The sequence below is a fragment of the Rhodoplanes sp. SY1 genome, from assembly GCF_046000175.1.
Lineage (GTDB): Bacteria > Pseudomonadota > Alphaproteobacteria > Rhizobiales > Xanthobacteraceae > Rhodoplanes.
The window spans coordinates 60062-74191 of sequence record NZ_JBEOMB010000020.1 but is presented as its reverse complement, the minus strand read 5'-3'; the positions used below and the strand labels follow the sequence as shown (position 1 = coordinate 74191).

General features: G+C 71.1%; 14 protein-coding genes. 8 read left to right on the top strand and 6 right to left on the bottom strand.

What is annotated here, in order from left to right; all coding sequences use genetic code 11:
- Positions 1-4 precede the first annotated feature (4 nt).
- The 4 genes from ABTU92_RS07335 to ABTU92_RS07320 all read right to left on the bottom strand — a co-directional run bounded on the left by ABTU92_RS07335 (position 5) and on the right by ABTU92_RS07320 (position 5223).
- Positions 5-2323, bottom strand: coding sequence for a 3-hydroxyacyl-CoA dehydrogenase/enoyl-CoA hydratase family protein (locus ABTU92_RS07335; protein WP_408089126.1), 2319 nt, complete (start codon positions 2321-2323; stop codon positions 5-7).
- Positions 2323-3459, bottom strand: coding sequence for a thiolase family protein (locus tag ABTU92_RS07330; protein ID WP_408089124.1), 1137 nt, complete (start codon positions 3457-3459; stop codon positions 2323-2325). The genes ABTU92_RS07335 and ABTU92_RS07330 overlap by 1 nt, the downstream gene beginning before the upstream one ends.
- Before the next feature lie 97 nt (positions 3460-3556).
- Positions 3557-3766, bottom strand: coding sequence for an AMP-binding enzyme (locus tag ABTU92_RS07325; RefSeq protein ID WP_408089122.1), 210 nt, complete (start codon positions 3764-3766; stop codon positions 3557-3559).
- Positions 3697-5223 carry a long-chain-fatty-acid--CoA ligase gene (locus ABTU92_RS07320; protein WP_408089120.1) on the bottom strand — a complete coding sequence of 509 codons (1527 nt, stop codon included), beginning with the start codon at positions 5221-5223 and terminating at the stop codon, positions 3697-3699. The genes ABTU92_RS07325 and ABTU92_RS07320 overlap by 70 nt, the downstream gene beginning before the upstream one ends.
- A gap of 388 nt (positions 5224-5611) precedes the next feature.
- On the opposite strand from ABTU92_RS07320, the gene ABTU92_RS07315 reads away from it, so the two are divergent.
- The 6 genes from ABTU92_RS07315 (at position 5612) to ABTU92_RS07290 (ending at position 10599) form a co-directional block, all read left to right on the top strand.
- Positions 5612-5884 carry a hypothetical protein gene (locus tag ABTU92_RS07315; protein WP_408089118.1) on the top strand — a complete coding sequence of 91 codons (273 nt, stop codon included), beginning with the start codon at positions 5612-5614 and terminating at the stop codon, positions 5882-5884.
- A gap of 574 nt (positions 5885-6458) precedes the next feature.
- Positions 6459-7460 (top strand): hypothetical protein, encoded by a 1002-nt coding sequence (locus tag ABTU92_RS07310; protein WP_408089116.1) that lies wholly within the window; start codon positions 6459-6461, stop codon positions 7458-7460.
- The gene (locus ABTU92_RS07305) at positions 7457-7726 is read left to right on the top strand and encodes a hypothetical protein (RefSeq protein ID WP_408089114.1); all 270 of its coding nucleotides are present in this window, start codon (positions 7457-7459) and stop codon (positions 7724-7726) included. The genes ABTU92_RS07310 and ABTU92_RS07305 overlap by 4 nt, the downstream gene beginning before the upstream one ends.
- Positions 7727-7832: 106 nt before the next feature.
- Positions 7833-9152: a hypothetical protein gene (locus ABTU92_RS07300; protein WP_408089112.1), complete on the top strand. Its 1320-nt coding sequence runs from the start codon at positions 7833-7835 to the stop codon at positions 9150-9152.
- A gap of 11 nt (positions 9153-9163) precedes the next feature.
- Positions 9164-9286 carry a hypothetical protein gene (locus ABTU92_RS07295; protein WP_408089110.1) on the top strand — a complete coding sequence of 41 codons (123 nt, stop codon included), beginning with the start codon at positions 9164-9166 and terminating at the stop codon, positions 9284-9286.
- A gap of 59 nt (positions 9287-9345) precedes the next feature.
- The gene (locus ABTU92_RS07290; protein WP_408089108.1) at positions 9346-10599 is read left to right on the top strand and encodes an MBL fold metallo-hydrolase; all 1254 of its coding nucleotides are present in this window, start codon (positions 9346-9348) and stop codon (positions 10597-10599) included.
- 95 nt (positions 10600-10694) lie between these two features.
- Here the strand turns inward: ABTU92_RS07290 and ABTU92_RS07285 are convergent, their stop codons facing one another.
- Positions 10695-11177: a PaaI family thioesterase gene (locus ABTU92_RS07285; RefSeq protein ID WP_408089106.1), complete on the bottom strand. Its 483-nt coding sequence runs from the start codon at positions 11175-11177 to the stop codon at positions 10695-10697.
- Positions 11178-11461: 284 nt separating this feature from the next.
- Here ABTU92_RS07285 and ABTU92_RS07280 point away from each other — a divergent pair, with 284 nt between their 5' ends.
- Positions 11462-11965, top strand: a complete 504-nt coding sequence (locus ABTU92_RS07280) for a hypothetical protein (protein WP_408089104.1) — start codon at positions 11462-11464, stop codon at positions 11963-11965.
- A 123-nt stretch (positions 11966-12088) separates the two neighbouring features.
- On the top strand, positions 12089-12283 hold the full coding sequence (locus ABTU92_RS07275; protein ID WP_408089102.1) for a DUF2892 domain-containing protein: 195 nt from the start codon (positions 12089-12091) through the stop codon (positions 12281-12283).
- 106 nt (positions 12284-12389) lie between these two features.
- On the opposite strand, the gene cydC is transcribed toward ABTU92_RS07275, so the two are convergent.
- Positions 12390-14129, bottom strand: coding sequence for a thiol reductant ABC exporter subunit CydC (gene cydC / locus ABTU92_RS07270; RefSeq protein ID WP_408089100.1), 1740 nt, complete (start codon positions 14127-14129; stop codon positions 12390-12392).
- Position 14130 lies beyond the last annotated feature (1 nt).

Below are 14130 nucleotides of genomic sequence, written 5' to 3'. Positions count from 1 at the left end.
GTGATCAGTTCCGCAGCGGCTTGCCGGTGGTCAGCATCGCCTCGAGCCGGGCCAGCGTGCCGGGCTCGCGGACCAGGCGCAGGAGCTGGGCCCGCTCCAGCGCCAGCAGATCGTCCTCGGCCAGCGTGTCGGTGACGTCGGTGGCGCCGCCCGAGAGCACGTCGGCGAGCGCGCCGGCGACCACCACGTCGTGCGGCGTCGCCTTGCCGCGCTTGCGCAGGTCGCGGATCGCCATGCCGAGCGCGACCCGCCCGGCCGGCCCGGGGAGCACGAGGCGGGGCGGCGCGGGCGGCGCATAGCCGTCCACCATCGCCAGCGCCCGCGCCTTGGCGTCGGCGAGCAGGCGATCGCGGTTCATCGTGATGCCGTCGCCGGCGCGCAGGAACAGCAGCTCCTTCGCCTGCGCGGCCGACCTCGCGACCATCGCGGTGCCGACCGTCTCGAACACCTTGACGACCGGCGGCATCGGGCCGCGCGGCAGCGTCGCGACCGTGCTCCACCGGTGCAGCATCTCCTTGCAGCCGCCCCACGCGGGGACGAGGCCGACACCCGCCTCGACCAGCCCGATATAGGTCTCGGCATGCGCCTGCACGGCGTCGCAATGCAGGAGGATCTCGCAGCCGCCGCCGAGCGCCAGGCCGGCCGGCGCGCCGACCACCGGGAACGGCGCGTATTTGAGCGCCCGGTAGGTCTCCTGGCCTTCGGCGACGCGCGCCTCGATCTCGCTCCACGCCGCGATGTTGGCGGCGAACAGCGCGAGGCCGAGATTGGCGCCGACCGAGAAGCTTTCGCCCTCGTTGTAGACGACGAGCGCCCGGAACTCCCGCTGCACGCGCCCGATCGCGTCGCGCAGCAGCGCCAGCACGTCGGGATCGATCGTGTTCATCTTGGTGGTGAACGAGACGCAGGCGACCCCGTCGCGGATGTCCCACAGCGCGGCGGCGGAGTTGCGCAGCACCGGCGGGGCAGCGCGTGCGACGTCCTCCAGCAGCAGCACGCCGTCGGGTCGCACGACGTCGCGATGACGTCCGTCACGGCCTATGACCTGGAGCCGTCCGTCGGTGACCCGGTAGAAGCTGCGCGCCGTCGCCGCGGCGAGTGCGGGCGGCACGGCGTGGCCGTCGCGGGCGAGGCGCTCGGTGACCCAGGTCGGGCCGAGCCGATCGATCAGCGCGAACGGCCCGTGCGTCCAGCCGTAGCCGAGCCGCATCGCCGTATCGATCGCGGCGACGTCGTCGGCCGCGTCGCCGAGCAGCGAGGCCGCATAGGCGAGCGTCGCGCCGAGCACCCGCCACGCATAGGCGCCGTGCGGGCTGTCGTGATCGAGCAGGGCGGCGAGCGAGCCGTCGGACTCGGCGATCGCCGCGACGTCGGGCTTGCGGGCGGGACGGACCTCGCCGGTCGCCAGATCGACGGCGTCCTTGCGGCCACTGGTGCGATCATGTCGATAGAAGCCGCCGCGGCCCTTGCGGCCCGTGAAGCCCTCGGCGATCAGCCGCTCGACGAGGGGCAGGGGCCGGACCCGGGCCTGGAACGCATCCTCGGCCGGCAGCGCCGCGGCGAGGCTCGCCGTGATCTGCGGCATCAGGTCGAGGCCGACCAGGTCGATGAGCCCGAACACGCCGGTCTTCGGCAGCCCCATCGGCTTGCCGAACAGCGCGTCGACGTCCTCGATCGCGAGCCCCGCATCGATCGCCTCGACCACGGCGGTCTGCAGCCAGAAGGCGCCGAGCCGGTTGGCGACGAAGCCCGGCCGGTCGCGGCAGCGCACGATCGTCTTGCCCAGGCGAATGTCGGCGAAGCGCGTCACCGCCGCCACGGCGTCGGCGCGGGTGCTCGGCCCGGCGACCAGCTCGAGCAGCCGCATGTAGCGCGGCGGGTTGAAGAAGTGGGTGATCAGGAAATCTTCTGCGAAGCAGTCGGGGAGGCCGTCGGTCAGGGTCGCGAGCGGCAGCGTCGAGGTGTTGGAGGAGACGACGCTGCCCGGCCGCCGCGCCGCCTCGATCCGCGCGTAGAGCGCCCGCTTGACGTCGCGCCGCTCGGTCACCGCCTCGACGATCCAGTCGGCCTCGGCGAGGGCGTCGAGATGATCCTCGATGTTGCCGGGCGTCACCAGCTTCGCGGCGCCCGCGCTCATGAACGGCGCCGGCTCGGTCTTCAGCAAGGCCGCAATCGCCCGTTCGGCGAGCACGTCGCGGCGCGTGGCGCCGGGCGGCACGACGTCGAGAAGCCGCACCGGGACGCCGGCATTCGCGACATGGGCGGCGATGCCGGCCCCCATGACGCCGGCTCCGATCACGGCGACGCGGCCGATCTCCGCCATCACACCGCCTCCAGCACGGTGGCGATGCCCTGGCCGCCGCCGATGCACTGGGTGGCGAGCGCGTAGCGGCCCTTCTCGCGCGCCAGCAGGCTCGCCGCCTTGCCGACGATGCGGGCCCCGGTGGCGCCGAGCGGATGGCCGAGCGCGATGGCGCCGCCGTCGAGATTGACCTGGTCGAGCGAGAGCTGGAGGTCGCGGATGCAGGCGAGCGCCTGCGCCGCGAAGGCCTCGTTGAGCTCGACGACGTCCAGGCGGTCGGTCGTGAGGTCGGCGCGGGCGAGCGCCTTGCGGGTCGCCGGCACCGGGCCGATGCCCATCAGCTCGGGCGCGCAGCCGGCGACCGCGACCGACCGGATCGCGGCGAGCACGGGCAGGTCGTGTGCCGTCGCGTAGTCCGCGGCGCAGACCAGCACGGCGGCGGCTCCGTCGGTGACGGGCGAGCTGGTGCCGGCCGTCACGGTGCCGTCGGCATCGAAGGCCGGAGCGAGGGCGGCGAGCCCTTCGGCCGTGGTGTCGGCTCGGATGCACTCGTCGGCCGCGACGTCGTCGCGCCGCGTCGGCACGGCGGCGATCTCGCGGCTCAGCCGGCAGGCGTCGCGGGCGGCGGCGGCGCGGCGCTGCGAGCGCAGCGCGAAGGCCTCCTGGTCGTCGCGCGAGATCGACCAGCGCGCCGCCACCGCCTCGGCGGTCTCGCCCATGCCGTGATAGGCCCCGGGCCACGCCTCCGCGAGGGCCGGATTGGGCAGGGGGTTGAAGCCGAGCATCGGCACCCGGCTCATGCTCTCCACGCCGGCGCAGACGAACACGTCGCCGGCATTCATGGCGATCGCGCCCGCGGCCGCGTGCACGGCCGACATCGACGACCCGCAGAAGCGATTGACCGTGGCGCCACCGGCCGCCTGCGGGAGGCCGGCGAGCAGCGCGACCATGCGGCCGAGATTGAGCCCCTGCTCGCCCTCGGGAAAGGCGCAGCCGACCAGCACGTCCTCGATGTCGTCCGGCCGCACGCCGGTCGCGGCGATCAGGGCGCGCACCACATGGGCGGCGAGGTCGTCGGGCCGCACCGTCGCGAGCCCGCCCTTGCGGGCCGGCGTGAAGGGCGAGCGGACATAGCCGGCGATCACGGCTCTCCTCATCACGAACCTCCCTGGTCGGCGCCGGCCGACGCCGCGGCGCGCGCACGCAGGGCGGACGTGATCGGCGACGCGGACATGATCGGCGACGCGGGTGCGATCAGGCGACCTGCGCCTTCTCGGTCCTGGCGGCCTCCTCGGCGATCAGCTCCTTCTTCGAGAGCTTGCCGATCATGGTGCGGGGGAGGCTGTCGCGGAACTCGATCTCGCGCGGCATCTCGGTGCGCGAGATCTGCTCGGTCAGAAAGCCGCGCAGCTCGTCGACGGTCGCGGTTGCGTTCGCCCGCAGGCTGACGAAGGCCTTGGGCACCTCGCCGCGATAGGGATCCGGAACCCCGACACCACCGCCTCGCGCACTGCCGGATGGCGATACAGTGCCTCCTCGATCATGCGCGGATAGACGTTGAAGCCGCCGCACAGGATCACGTCCTTGATGCGGTCGACGACGTGGAGATAGCCGTCCGGGTCGCGATAGCCGATGTCGCCGGTGCGCAGCGCCCCGTCGACGAAGGTCGTCCGCGTCTCGTCGGGCCGCCGCCAGTAACCGCTCATGACCTGCGGCCCGCGCACGCACAGCTCGCCCTTCTCGCCGTCGCGGAGGCGGCGCGACGGCCGCGCGGGATCGCGGATCTCGACCGTGGTGCCGGGGAGCGGCAGGCCGATCGAGCCGGCCCGCGCGGCGTCGAGCGGATTGCAGGTCACGACCGGCGACGCCTCGGAGAGCCCGTAGCCCTCGACCAGACGGCAGCCCGACGCCGCCTCGAAGCGTCGGCGCACCTCGTCCGGCAGCGGCGCCCCGCCGGAGATGCAGACGCGCAGATGCGGCAGCGTCACGCCGGCCTTCTCGGCCGCCTCGGCGACCGCCGTGTAGAGCGTCGGCACGCCGGGCAGCATGGTGGCGCGCTTGCGGATCAGCGTCTCGAGCACCTTGCGGGCGTCGAAGCGCGGCAGCAGGATCAGCTCGGCGCCGATCCGCAGGCCGAGATTCATCGCGACCGTCATGGCGTAGATGTGGAACAGCGGCAGGACGACGAGCATGCGCTCGGCCCCCGGCCGGGCGTCCGGAATGACCGTGAGGAGCTGCTCGGCATTGGACGCGAGGTTCGCCTGGGTGAGCATCGCGCCCTTGGGCACGCCGGTGGTCCCGCCCGTGTACTGCAGGACCGCGACGTCGCGGGCCGGATCGGTCGTGACTGGACGCAGGCGCCCGTCGTTCTCGACCAGGCGGGCGAACGGGACGTGGCGGAGATCGCGGGGCACCGCCGCGCGCTGGCTGCGTCCGAAGGTCGAGAACAGCAGGCTTCTGGTCGCCGGCAGCACGTCGCCCAGCGCGCAGACGACGATGCGCTCGAGACCGGTGTCGTCGAGCAGCGCCGCGATCTTGGGATAGATCAGCCGGAGATCGAGCGTCACCATCAGGGTGGTGCCGGAATCCTCGACCTGATGCTTCAGCTCCGGAACCGTGTATAGCGGATTGAAGCTGACCACGATGCCGCCGGCTTTCAGCACGGCGAAATAGCTGATCACGTGAAACGGCGTGTTGGGCAGGCAGAGCCCGACCCGCACACCGGGTCGCACGCCGAGCTGCTGAAAGCCGCAGGCCGCCTTGTCGACCAGCTCGCCGAGTCGGCGGTACGTGTATGTCCGGCCATGAAAGTCGATCGCCGGACGGTCCGGATGGTCGGCCACCGCACGATCGAGGAGGTCGACCAACGACGGCGCCCGGGACGTCAGGACCGGCGGCACGGCAGGCGACTTGCCGAACATGCGAATGTCCCTCGTCTGACGTCGGATGGCCGTCCGACGTGCCACGGCCCCGTCGTCGGACCAAGCCGAGCGACCCGGGTAAGTTCCCGGACGGCGGTTCGATATTATGTCGCGAGCGCGCGCAGATCGGACGCGCCGATCAGACTGGCGTCGGGCCGCATGCGCGCGCCATCGATCCGGCCTGCCGGCCGTCGCCGCACCACGCGATCGTCGTCGGCCTCGCCGCGGCAACGGCCGACGCGCGGATCCGCTGGCGCGGCTGATCATCGGTGCGGCGCGAGTGCAGGGGCGTGTCGGAGACGAGACTCAGGAACGTCGAAATAGAGCCGACATTGTCTCGGCAACGAGGTCGTCGGACCTGGACTCGTAGAACACGATCGGAGCGACGATGAGAGAGCGCATTCGTGAGTATCGCACGGCCCTGGTCGAGGTGGTGATGCGCCGGACGGATCGCAGCCGGGCGATCGATCGCGTGAACGTGCTTGTCGGCGGAGCCTTCGCGACGTTGTTCGTGGTGCTGCTGCTGCAGGCGTCGCTCGAGGCCGGCACCGACATCGCGCGCTTCGCGAGCCTGCCCTTCGTGGCCGTCACGGTCGCGATCGCGGTTCTGCTGGCCCTCGAGGTCGCGGCGGCGATCGGGCGCCTCACGTCCGAACGCTGAGCGTCGGTCACGCGGTTCTGCTCGGTCGCTGCCGGCCGCAGTTCCCGGCGGCCGATCCGGCACGCGCGGGCGTGGGATCGAGAGTCGGCCGTCGCACCTTCGACGACAGCCCCGGCCGCACCGGTCGGTCGGCGCCTCGGTGTTCGCTGGACATCGGCAATGCCGTCGGGCGTGCGATCCCGATCTGGGCATCAGTACTCTCCCGGATCGTGCGCGCTCGGCGGGACAAGACGGCCGGCTCGAGATCGTCGACGCGACCCTCACGTCCGCCCCGACGGCAGGCCGACGGCCGCGGCGATCGGCCTCCATCGCAACTTTGTCCTGAAGAATGAAGCCATTCGGCGATCTCACAGGGCTCGCGCCGGCGCGTCGTTTCGCCGATGCGATCGTCTGCTGGATCGCGCTCGCCGACGAGGCTTGCGAGTCGGCCGGCGAGCAGACGTATTCCTAACAGTGAAATTGTTCCGTACTCCGTAACGCGCGTGTCGCGATCCTGATTCAGATCAACGATGCGGCCTGTTGCATGTGTGCGTGATCAGATGCTGGCTATCGTGTCTCCGTCGGGAGGTGCGCCATGCGCACCGGCTTGGATCGCGCCGAGCTGTTCGAGGAGAGGATCGCGACCGACGCCGTCGGCTTCGCCGAGGCGACGATCGCCGGGTTGCTCGCGTTCGTCGGCACCAGCGCCGCCGCGAAGCGCAAGCTCGGCTTGAGGGCGGTGAGCCGTCGGGCCGACGGTTGGCCTGCCTGGTATGTCTGGTTGGCGGGGCGAGCCGACGCCTTCGAGATCGTGCTGGTTCCCTCGGACGAGGACGGCGCGACGGGCGTCGACGGGATCGAGCTGGCGATCCGCTGCTTCCCCGATCCCGCCGACGAGACGCTGTTCGCGACCTTCACGGACGCGGAGCAGGAGGCACGGATCTCGGCCGTCTTCGATCGGACCGGCACACCCGCCGTCGGCGCGGCCGGCGATCTCGACCCGAGCCTCTATCACGTCGGCACGATCGGTCTGGTGCCTCGGGCCGGCGGCTGGGTCGACCTCACTCTGTCGACCCAGGACGTCTGGTGCGAGATCGAGACGTCCGCGTGCGGACCGCGCCGGCGCCGGTCGGTCCCCGGGACCGCCCTGTCGGCGCCGATCGTCGATCTCCTGGTCTGCGCCCATGCCCTGGTCGGCCGGCAGCCGCCGGCGGCCGTCGAGATCCGGTCGGCGCCGGGCCTCGTGTGGCATCTCGGTCCCGGTGACAGCGCGACGGTCCGTCCGGACCCGGACCTGTCCGCCCTCGAGATCCGCGTGACCGGGCTGCCGCGTTTCGGGGTTCCGCTGGATCGGCAGCGGCTGGCGCCGGCCCGGCTGGACGCCGCTGCCGGCGGCTGCTTGTGGCTGTGGCACACCGGACCGGAGCGTCCGCCTGCCGTCGCGTCGTTCGATCTCGCCTCCTGGTGGGACGCCGCCGGATGGCGGCTGCCGCCGATCGGCGCGATGTGCGGCTGCCACGCGGGCGAGGTCGGCGTCGCCGGGCGCGACGAGCCCGCGCCGTCGCGTCCTCCGCCCGGCGAGGGAGGTCGCGCATGAGCGCCGCGCCGGTCACCCGCCGCGCCTTCCTCGGCTTCCGCCTCGCCGGCCTGCCCGACCGGGACGGCGGCGAGATGATCACCTCCGACACCCCCGGCTCCCCGGACGACCCGTTCGCCTCCTACCACATCGCGTGTGCGCTGGTGAACGAGGCGCGACCGTTCCTCGCCGACGAGGCCCGCCGGTACGGAATCAGCATGGAGAACCGAACCGATCTCGAGATCTGCAAGGCGATCTTCGCCAAGGCCGCGCCGCCGACCGACTGACGCATCCCCCGACGACAGCCGACCGACACGGGACCTCGGCGTCCGAGCTGTGTCGAACAGCACTGTTTCGAACAGCACTGTGTCGAACCTACCCAGGGAGGCCCATATGGGGGCTCAATCCGGAACCGCGAGCGAGCGGTACGGCGCGGGGTGGCTGGAGGAGCGCAAGCTGACCGCCCGCTGGCCGTGGCCCGTCACGCACGCCGTCAACGTCGTCTGCCTGCTGTCCGTGTTCTTCGTGACCTGGTGGATCTTCCAGGATCCGCGCGGGATCATGCGGCTCTACACGCCGTATGTCGGCTACATGTACACCCGCTGGCTGCTCATCATCCTGATCTGGATGGTCTACATCTTCCAGTTCTGGCCGATGCGCCGCGTGCAGCTCGAGACCTGGCATCCGCTCGTCAAGGCGATGATCGCGCTGCCGGTCGCCGTCGCGATCATGATGCTGGTGATCCACGGCTTCTTCCAGTGGTTCCTGGGCTCGCTCGGGATCACCTACTTCAACCCCGAGCGTACCGCCGCCTTCCCGCGCATGACCCGGTTCTTCGCCGAGGAGTACGCGGCGCTGGCGATCCTGATGTTCGCCGCCCTGGCGAGCTGGCTGTCGCCGGCCTGGGTGGTGGGCATGGAGCGGGCGCCGTGGCGGAACGAGCCCCAGCCCGTGCAGGGGATCACGATCCTGATCGTGACGTTCTTCCTCTCGACGGTGCTGTACTTCGTCACCATGCATCCGCACATGGGCATTCTCTACTATCCGTGGCAGCAGTTTACCGCGGTGTCGCCGCCCTACTGGGAGGATTTCGCCAACACGGTCAGCGGCAACTTCCACATCTCGTGGATCATGTGCGCGACCGTCGTCGTCTGGCTGGTCGAGACGGTCTGGGAGCGTTGGCCGTTCAAGCTGATCAGGCACGCCTGGACGCGTCGGGTCGTCACCTTCTTCGGCATCGTCGCGATCGCCTGGGCCTTCCACCTGTTCTTCTACTTCGCGCTGGAGCTCTACATGGGGCCGGTGATCCGCGGCACCCGCAACGAGAACGCGCCCGATTGGCGGTGGCTTCACGTCGGCGAGATCATGATCTTCTTCCTGTTGCCGGCGCTCTATCTCCACTTCTACTGCGGCAACAGGCCGACCCGGTTCTCGACGCCCGTCAACGTGGCGCTGCGGACCCTGATCGTCGCGATCGGTGGCGTCGCGCTGATGATCGTCTATTACAACATCAGCCACCTCGCTCTGGGGACCCAGCGCGGCGTCTCTCAGCCCGAGCAGTTCCCGATGATCCCGACCATCTGGCTCATCAACGTGATGCTGCTGCATCACTGGTACATGGACAACTGGCCGGCCTGGCGCCTGACGGTCCCGCGGACCGCCGAGGACGCCGTGCCCGTGCGGCCGCAGATCGCCGCCGTTCCGGCCGAGTGAGGAGAATCGTCATGTCCGACACCCTCAAGATGAGCGCCGGCTTCGTGGTCGGCATCGGCGTGGGCATCGCCCTCTACTTCGCCGTGGTCGCGCTGCTGCCGATCGTCGGCAAGATGAACCTGGTCTTCCTGTGACGGCGGCGCGCGGTGCCGCGCGCCGGCGCCGCGCCCGTGTCACGACACGGAGCTTCGTCATGTCCGAACAGAAACCCGAGGTCAGCCGCCGCACCTTCGCGGGCGGCGTCGCGGCCGGCACGCTCGCCGGCGCGGTCGGCACCATGGGCGTGTACTCCTACTCGCCGTGGCGCCAGCGTCACTTCGTCAAGGCCGAGCCGACCCGCCGCCAGATCGGCGAGGTCAAGAGCGTCAAGGTGACGAACATCAGCGAGACGAGCTGGTTCGACAACCGAACGCTGATGAACGACATCCGCGGCGCCGGCGGTCTTCTGGTCAACCAGTACACCTACAACTGGGCGCCGTTCACCGACGTCAAGGGCAAGCTCGGCAAGGGCAGCTACGAGCAGGGTGTGCGCAACATCCAGCCCTATCTTGCCAAGGCCAATCTGGAGGAGGCCTGGGCCTTCCAGATGGAGAACGCCGTCAACCCGCTCAACTCGGGTGGCTTCTCGGCGCTGATCGAGGTGGAGACGCTGGAGGGGGAGACCAAGCGGATCCTGCTCGACTCCGGCTGGTCCTTCGACTGGATCGACAAGTCGTTCCAGCGCGAGGGCATCGACAAGATGCTGGCCGAGAACAAGATCGACATCTTCATCGTCTCGCACGAGCACTTCGACCACTTCTGGGGCGTCCCGGTCGTGTTCAAATACGCGCCGACGATCAAGACCTACTATCCGAAGGGCTTCTACGCCGAGGGACTCGACTATTTCGACGTCGCCGGCCATCGCGGCGAGCGGATCGAGACGCAGCCCGGCCTCACCGTCCTGTTCCCGGGCGCCGCGCTCTACAACTTCCAGACCCCGATCATCTGCCGGGTGTTCGGCGAGCAGTCGCTGTTCTTCAACGTGAAGGACCGCGGCCTCGTCACCATCACGGGCTGCTGCCATCAGGGCATCCTGCAGTTCGCGTCGGTGGCGCAGCGCGCCGTCGAGGCCAAGAAGCTCTACGGCCTTTATGGCGGCCTGCACGTCTCGCCGTTCGAGGAGTGGGATCCGAAATACGACGACCTCGTCGCCGTGTTCAAGAAATGGGGCTTCGAGAAGGTCGCCTGCAATCACTGCACCGGCATTCTCACGGCCCGCAAGCTGCAGGAGGCCGGCATCGGCATCGTCAGTGGCACGGCGCGGTTCCGCTCCAAGGACACGGCCTATCTGGGCAACGGCGACCAGGTGACGTTCGCCATGACCGACGACGACAAGCCGACCGTGCTGGTCCCGGCGGGCTCGGCGTCGGCGGCGCCGGCCCCGGCCGGCGGCGGCGTGAAGTACTGAAAGCCGCGGATCGGGAGAAAACCCGACCGTCGCCCCGGCCGCGCATCCGGCCGGGGCGATCGATCGCGACGGCGCTCCGCTCGTCGCGTCGCGCGTCACCCGCCCGGCGCCGGCGGCCCGGATCCGAAATCCGCCGGCATCTGCACGGCCACGACGGTGCCGCGGGCCGTGACCACGCCGCCCGCCCGCACCTCGGTCTCCACCACGACCTTGCGGCCCTTGATCTCGACGGCGCGTCCGCGGATCTCGAGCGCCCCGTCGATCGGGGTCGGCTTCAGGTAATCGACATGCAGCGAGCCGGTGACGAAGCGGAACGCCGGCAGCGTGTCGAGGCCGCGACCGTCGTGGCGATACATCGCAGCAGCAGCCGTCGCGGTGCTGTGGCAGTCGATCAGCGAGGCGACGAGCCCGCCATAGACGAAGCCGGGGATCGCCGTGTGATAGGGCTCCGGCGTGAAGCGCGTGACGGTCTCGTCGCCGTCCCACACGGTCTTGATCCGGTGTCCGTGCGCGTTCAATCGCCCGCAGCCGTAGCAGTGCGCTACGGCGTCGGGATAGTGGTCCTGGAACGCATCCATGCACGTGTCTCTTGTCGGTCGGCGGGGCGGCAGCGTCGCGATGCGCGCGGGGCGCCTGTGCCGAGCGGCGCGGCATCGATGGTGGCGGCAACGGACGCCGTGACGCGCGACGATGTCCTCGAACGAGGCCGTCAGGCTAACGTCAGCCCGGCCGGTACACAATGTCGCCGGTCGATCGATCTCGACGGCGCGTTCCTCTCGATCGGAGCGTCGGCGAGCGCGACGGCCAAGGGGCGTACGGACAACGGGGCGTGGAGGGACGGGGGCAGGACAGGAGACCTGCGATGAGACATCTTCGTTCGCGTGCGGCGCTCGGCGCGCTGATCGTCGCCGTGGCGGCCGGATCGGCGTTTGCCCAGAAGGGGACCGGCGAAGCCACCGGGATCGCCCGCCGGGCCGAGAAGCCGCCGATCGTGACGCTCGCCGGGACTGTGACGGACACCAAGATCGGGCCGTGCAAGCTGACCACCGGACGCGCCTCGGAAGGCGCGCATCTGATCGTCCGGACCGGCGACAAGACGATCAATCTCCACCTCGGCCCGTCGGCGGCGGTCGCCGACGTTCTGAAGGCCGCGCCGGTCGGCCGGTCTATCACGGTCGACGGGTTCCGCACCGACCGCATGCCGGCCGACGCCTATGTCGCCAAGTCCGTGAAGGTCGACGATCGGACCTTCACGTTGCGCGACGACTCGCTCCGGCCGACCTGGGCGGCGGGCCGCGGTCGCGGGCGCGACGCGTGGACCGGTCGCGGTCCGGGATGGCGGCGCGGCTACGGCGGCTGCTTCTGACGGCACGGCCGGCCGAGGAGGTCGGCTCCCGGCCGGCCGCCAGGGTGACTTGGTCACAGACCACCGGCGTCGCGCAGCCTAGATCTCGCTCATTGGACCGAGGCAACAACGAGCGAGGACGACATGCTTGCGAAGAACATGGGATTGATCGACCGGGTGCTGCGCGCCGTGCTCGGCGCCGGCCTGATCGCCTGGGCGCTGGCCGGCGGCCCGGTCTGGGCCTGGATCGGCGTCGTTCCGCTCTTCACCGCCGCGGTCGCGCGCTGCCCGCTCTACTCGATCATCGGCATCAAGACCTGCGCCGTCTCGAAGGCCTGACCTTCGACCGTCCCGATGCGGTCGGCGCCCCCCGTGTCGGGGGGCGCCGCGCCGGACATGAATCCGATCGAACGGCTCGGCCCATCGCCCCGACCGTCGAGTCTTCTCACGTCGGTCGCGTCGTCGGTCCGGGGCCGCTGTGGGCTCCGCCGGCGTCGGTGCCGGTCGTCCTTCGCGGGTCGAAGCGCGAGACCACCCGGCCGCCCTCCAGCCGGACGATCTCGTCCATGCGATCGAGCCGCGCCGGGCGGTGGGTCAGGAGCAGCAGCGACCCGACGCCGGGGGCATCGAGCAGCGCGTCGAGCAGCCGCGCCTCGGTGTCGGGGTCGAGCCCTTCGGTCGGCTCGTCCAGAATCAGGATCGGCCGACCTGCAACCAGGGCGCGGGCGACGAGCAGGCGCCGGCTCTCGCCGCCCGAGAGCTTGGTGCCGTGGGCCCCCACGAAGGTGTCGAAGCCCTCCGGCAGCGCCTCGACGAAATCGAGGATCTGCGCGACCCGGCACGCCTCGCGCAGGCGCTCCTCGTCGGCGTTCGGATCGCCGAGCAGGAGATTGTCCCGGATCGTCGTCGCGAACAGGTGGTCGCGCTGGCCGACGAGCGCGATCCGGCTGCGCACCGCCGCGCCGGTCAGGCGACCATAGGGCACGTCGCCGAGCGCGAGCCCGCCGGCCTGCGGGAGCTCGAAACGCATCGCGAGCTGCGCCAGCGTCGACTTGCCCGCGCCGCTCGGCCCGACCACGGCGATCCGGCGGCCGGCTGGCAAGTTTAGCGTGATGCCGTCGAGCGTGCCGTGCGTCGCGCCGGGATAGCGGAACGAGACGGCGTCGAGACGCAGGTCGGTGGCGCACGGCAGCGGCACGGGTTCGGCCGGGTCGGGGGCGCCGGGCGGCCGGTCGGCGATCTCGAACACCCGGTCGGCCGAGGCGACGACCGCGGGTATCGCCTGCACGGCGAGCGGAACCGCGGCGACCGCGTCGAACAGCGCGAGGCCGAGCAGCGCCAGCATCGGAAGGTCGGCCGGCGCCAGCGCCCCGGCCGCCACGGCGGGCAGGCCGAGCAGCAGGACCGCCACCAGCAGGGCGTTGCCGGCGAGCAGCAGCCCGGCGCTGCTCAGCGCCGTGGTGTTGGACAGCACACGCTCGTCGGCCACGAGAGCGTCGCTCGCGACCAGCGTGGCGCGGCGATGCAGGCCGTCGGGATCGTAGACGGCGAGTTCGGCCAGCCCTTCGACCTCGTCGACGAGACGCGCGCCGAGCGCCGCCGTCCCGGCGGTCAGCCGGGCCGCCGCGGGGGCGCCGGCGCGCAGCAGCACGATCGGCAGCACCAGGCCGGCGACGGCCAGCAGAACGGCCGCGAGGGCGGCGATCCGCCGGTCGTAGGCCGCCATCACGAGGATCGACGGCACCGCGACCGCGAGCGCCACGGCGAGCGGCCCGACGATGCGCAGGAACGCGTGCTCGAGCCGATCGATGTCGGCGCGCAGCCGCGTCAGCAGATCGCCGTCGGTCCGGCCGCGGAGGTTGCCCGGGGCGCCGTGCTCCAGCCGTGCGAACAGCCACGGCCGCAGGCCGGCGACGAAGCGCAGCGTCGCCTCGTGGCCGATCACCCGCTCGGCATAGCGGCCGGCCGTGCGGACGATCGCGAGGCCGCGGATCACGGCGGCGGGCGTGAAGTAGTTCATGGTCGCGCCGGCGACGCCGGCCAGCGCCATGCCGGTGATGAACCAGCCGGCCGTCGCCATGAGGGCCACCTGGGCGAGGCCGACGATCGCGGCGAGCAGGACGGCGAGCGCCATCCAAGCCGCATGCGGCCGCATCAGCCGGAGAAGGCGGAGAACGACCGGCATG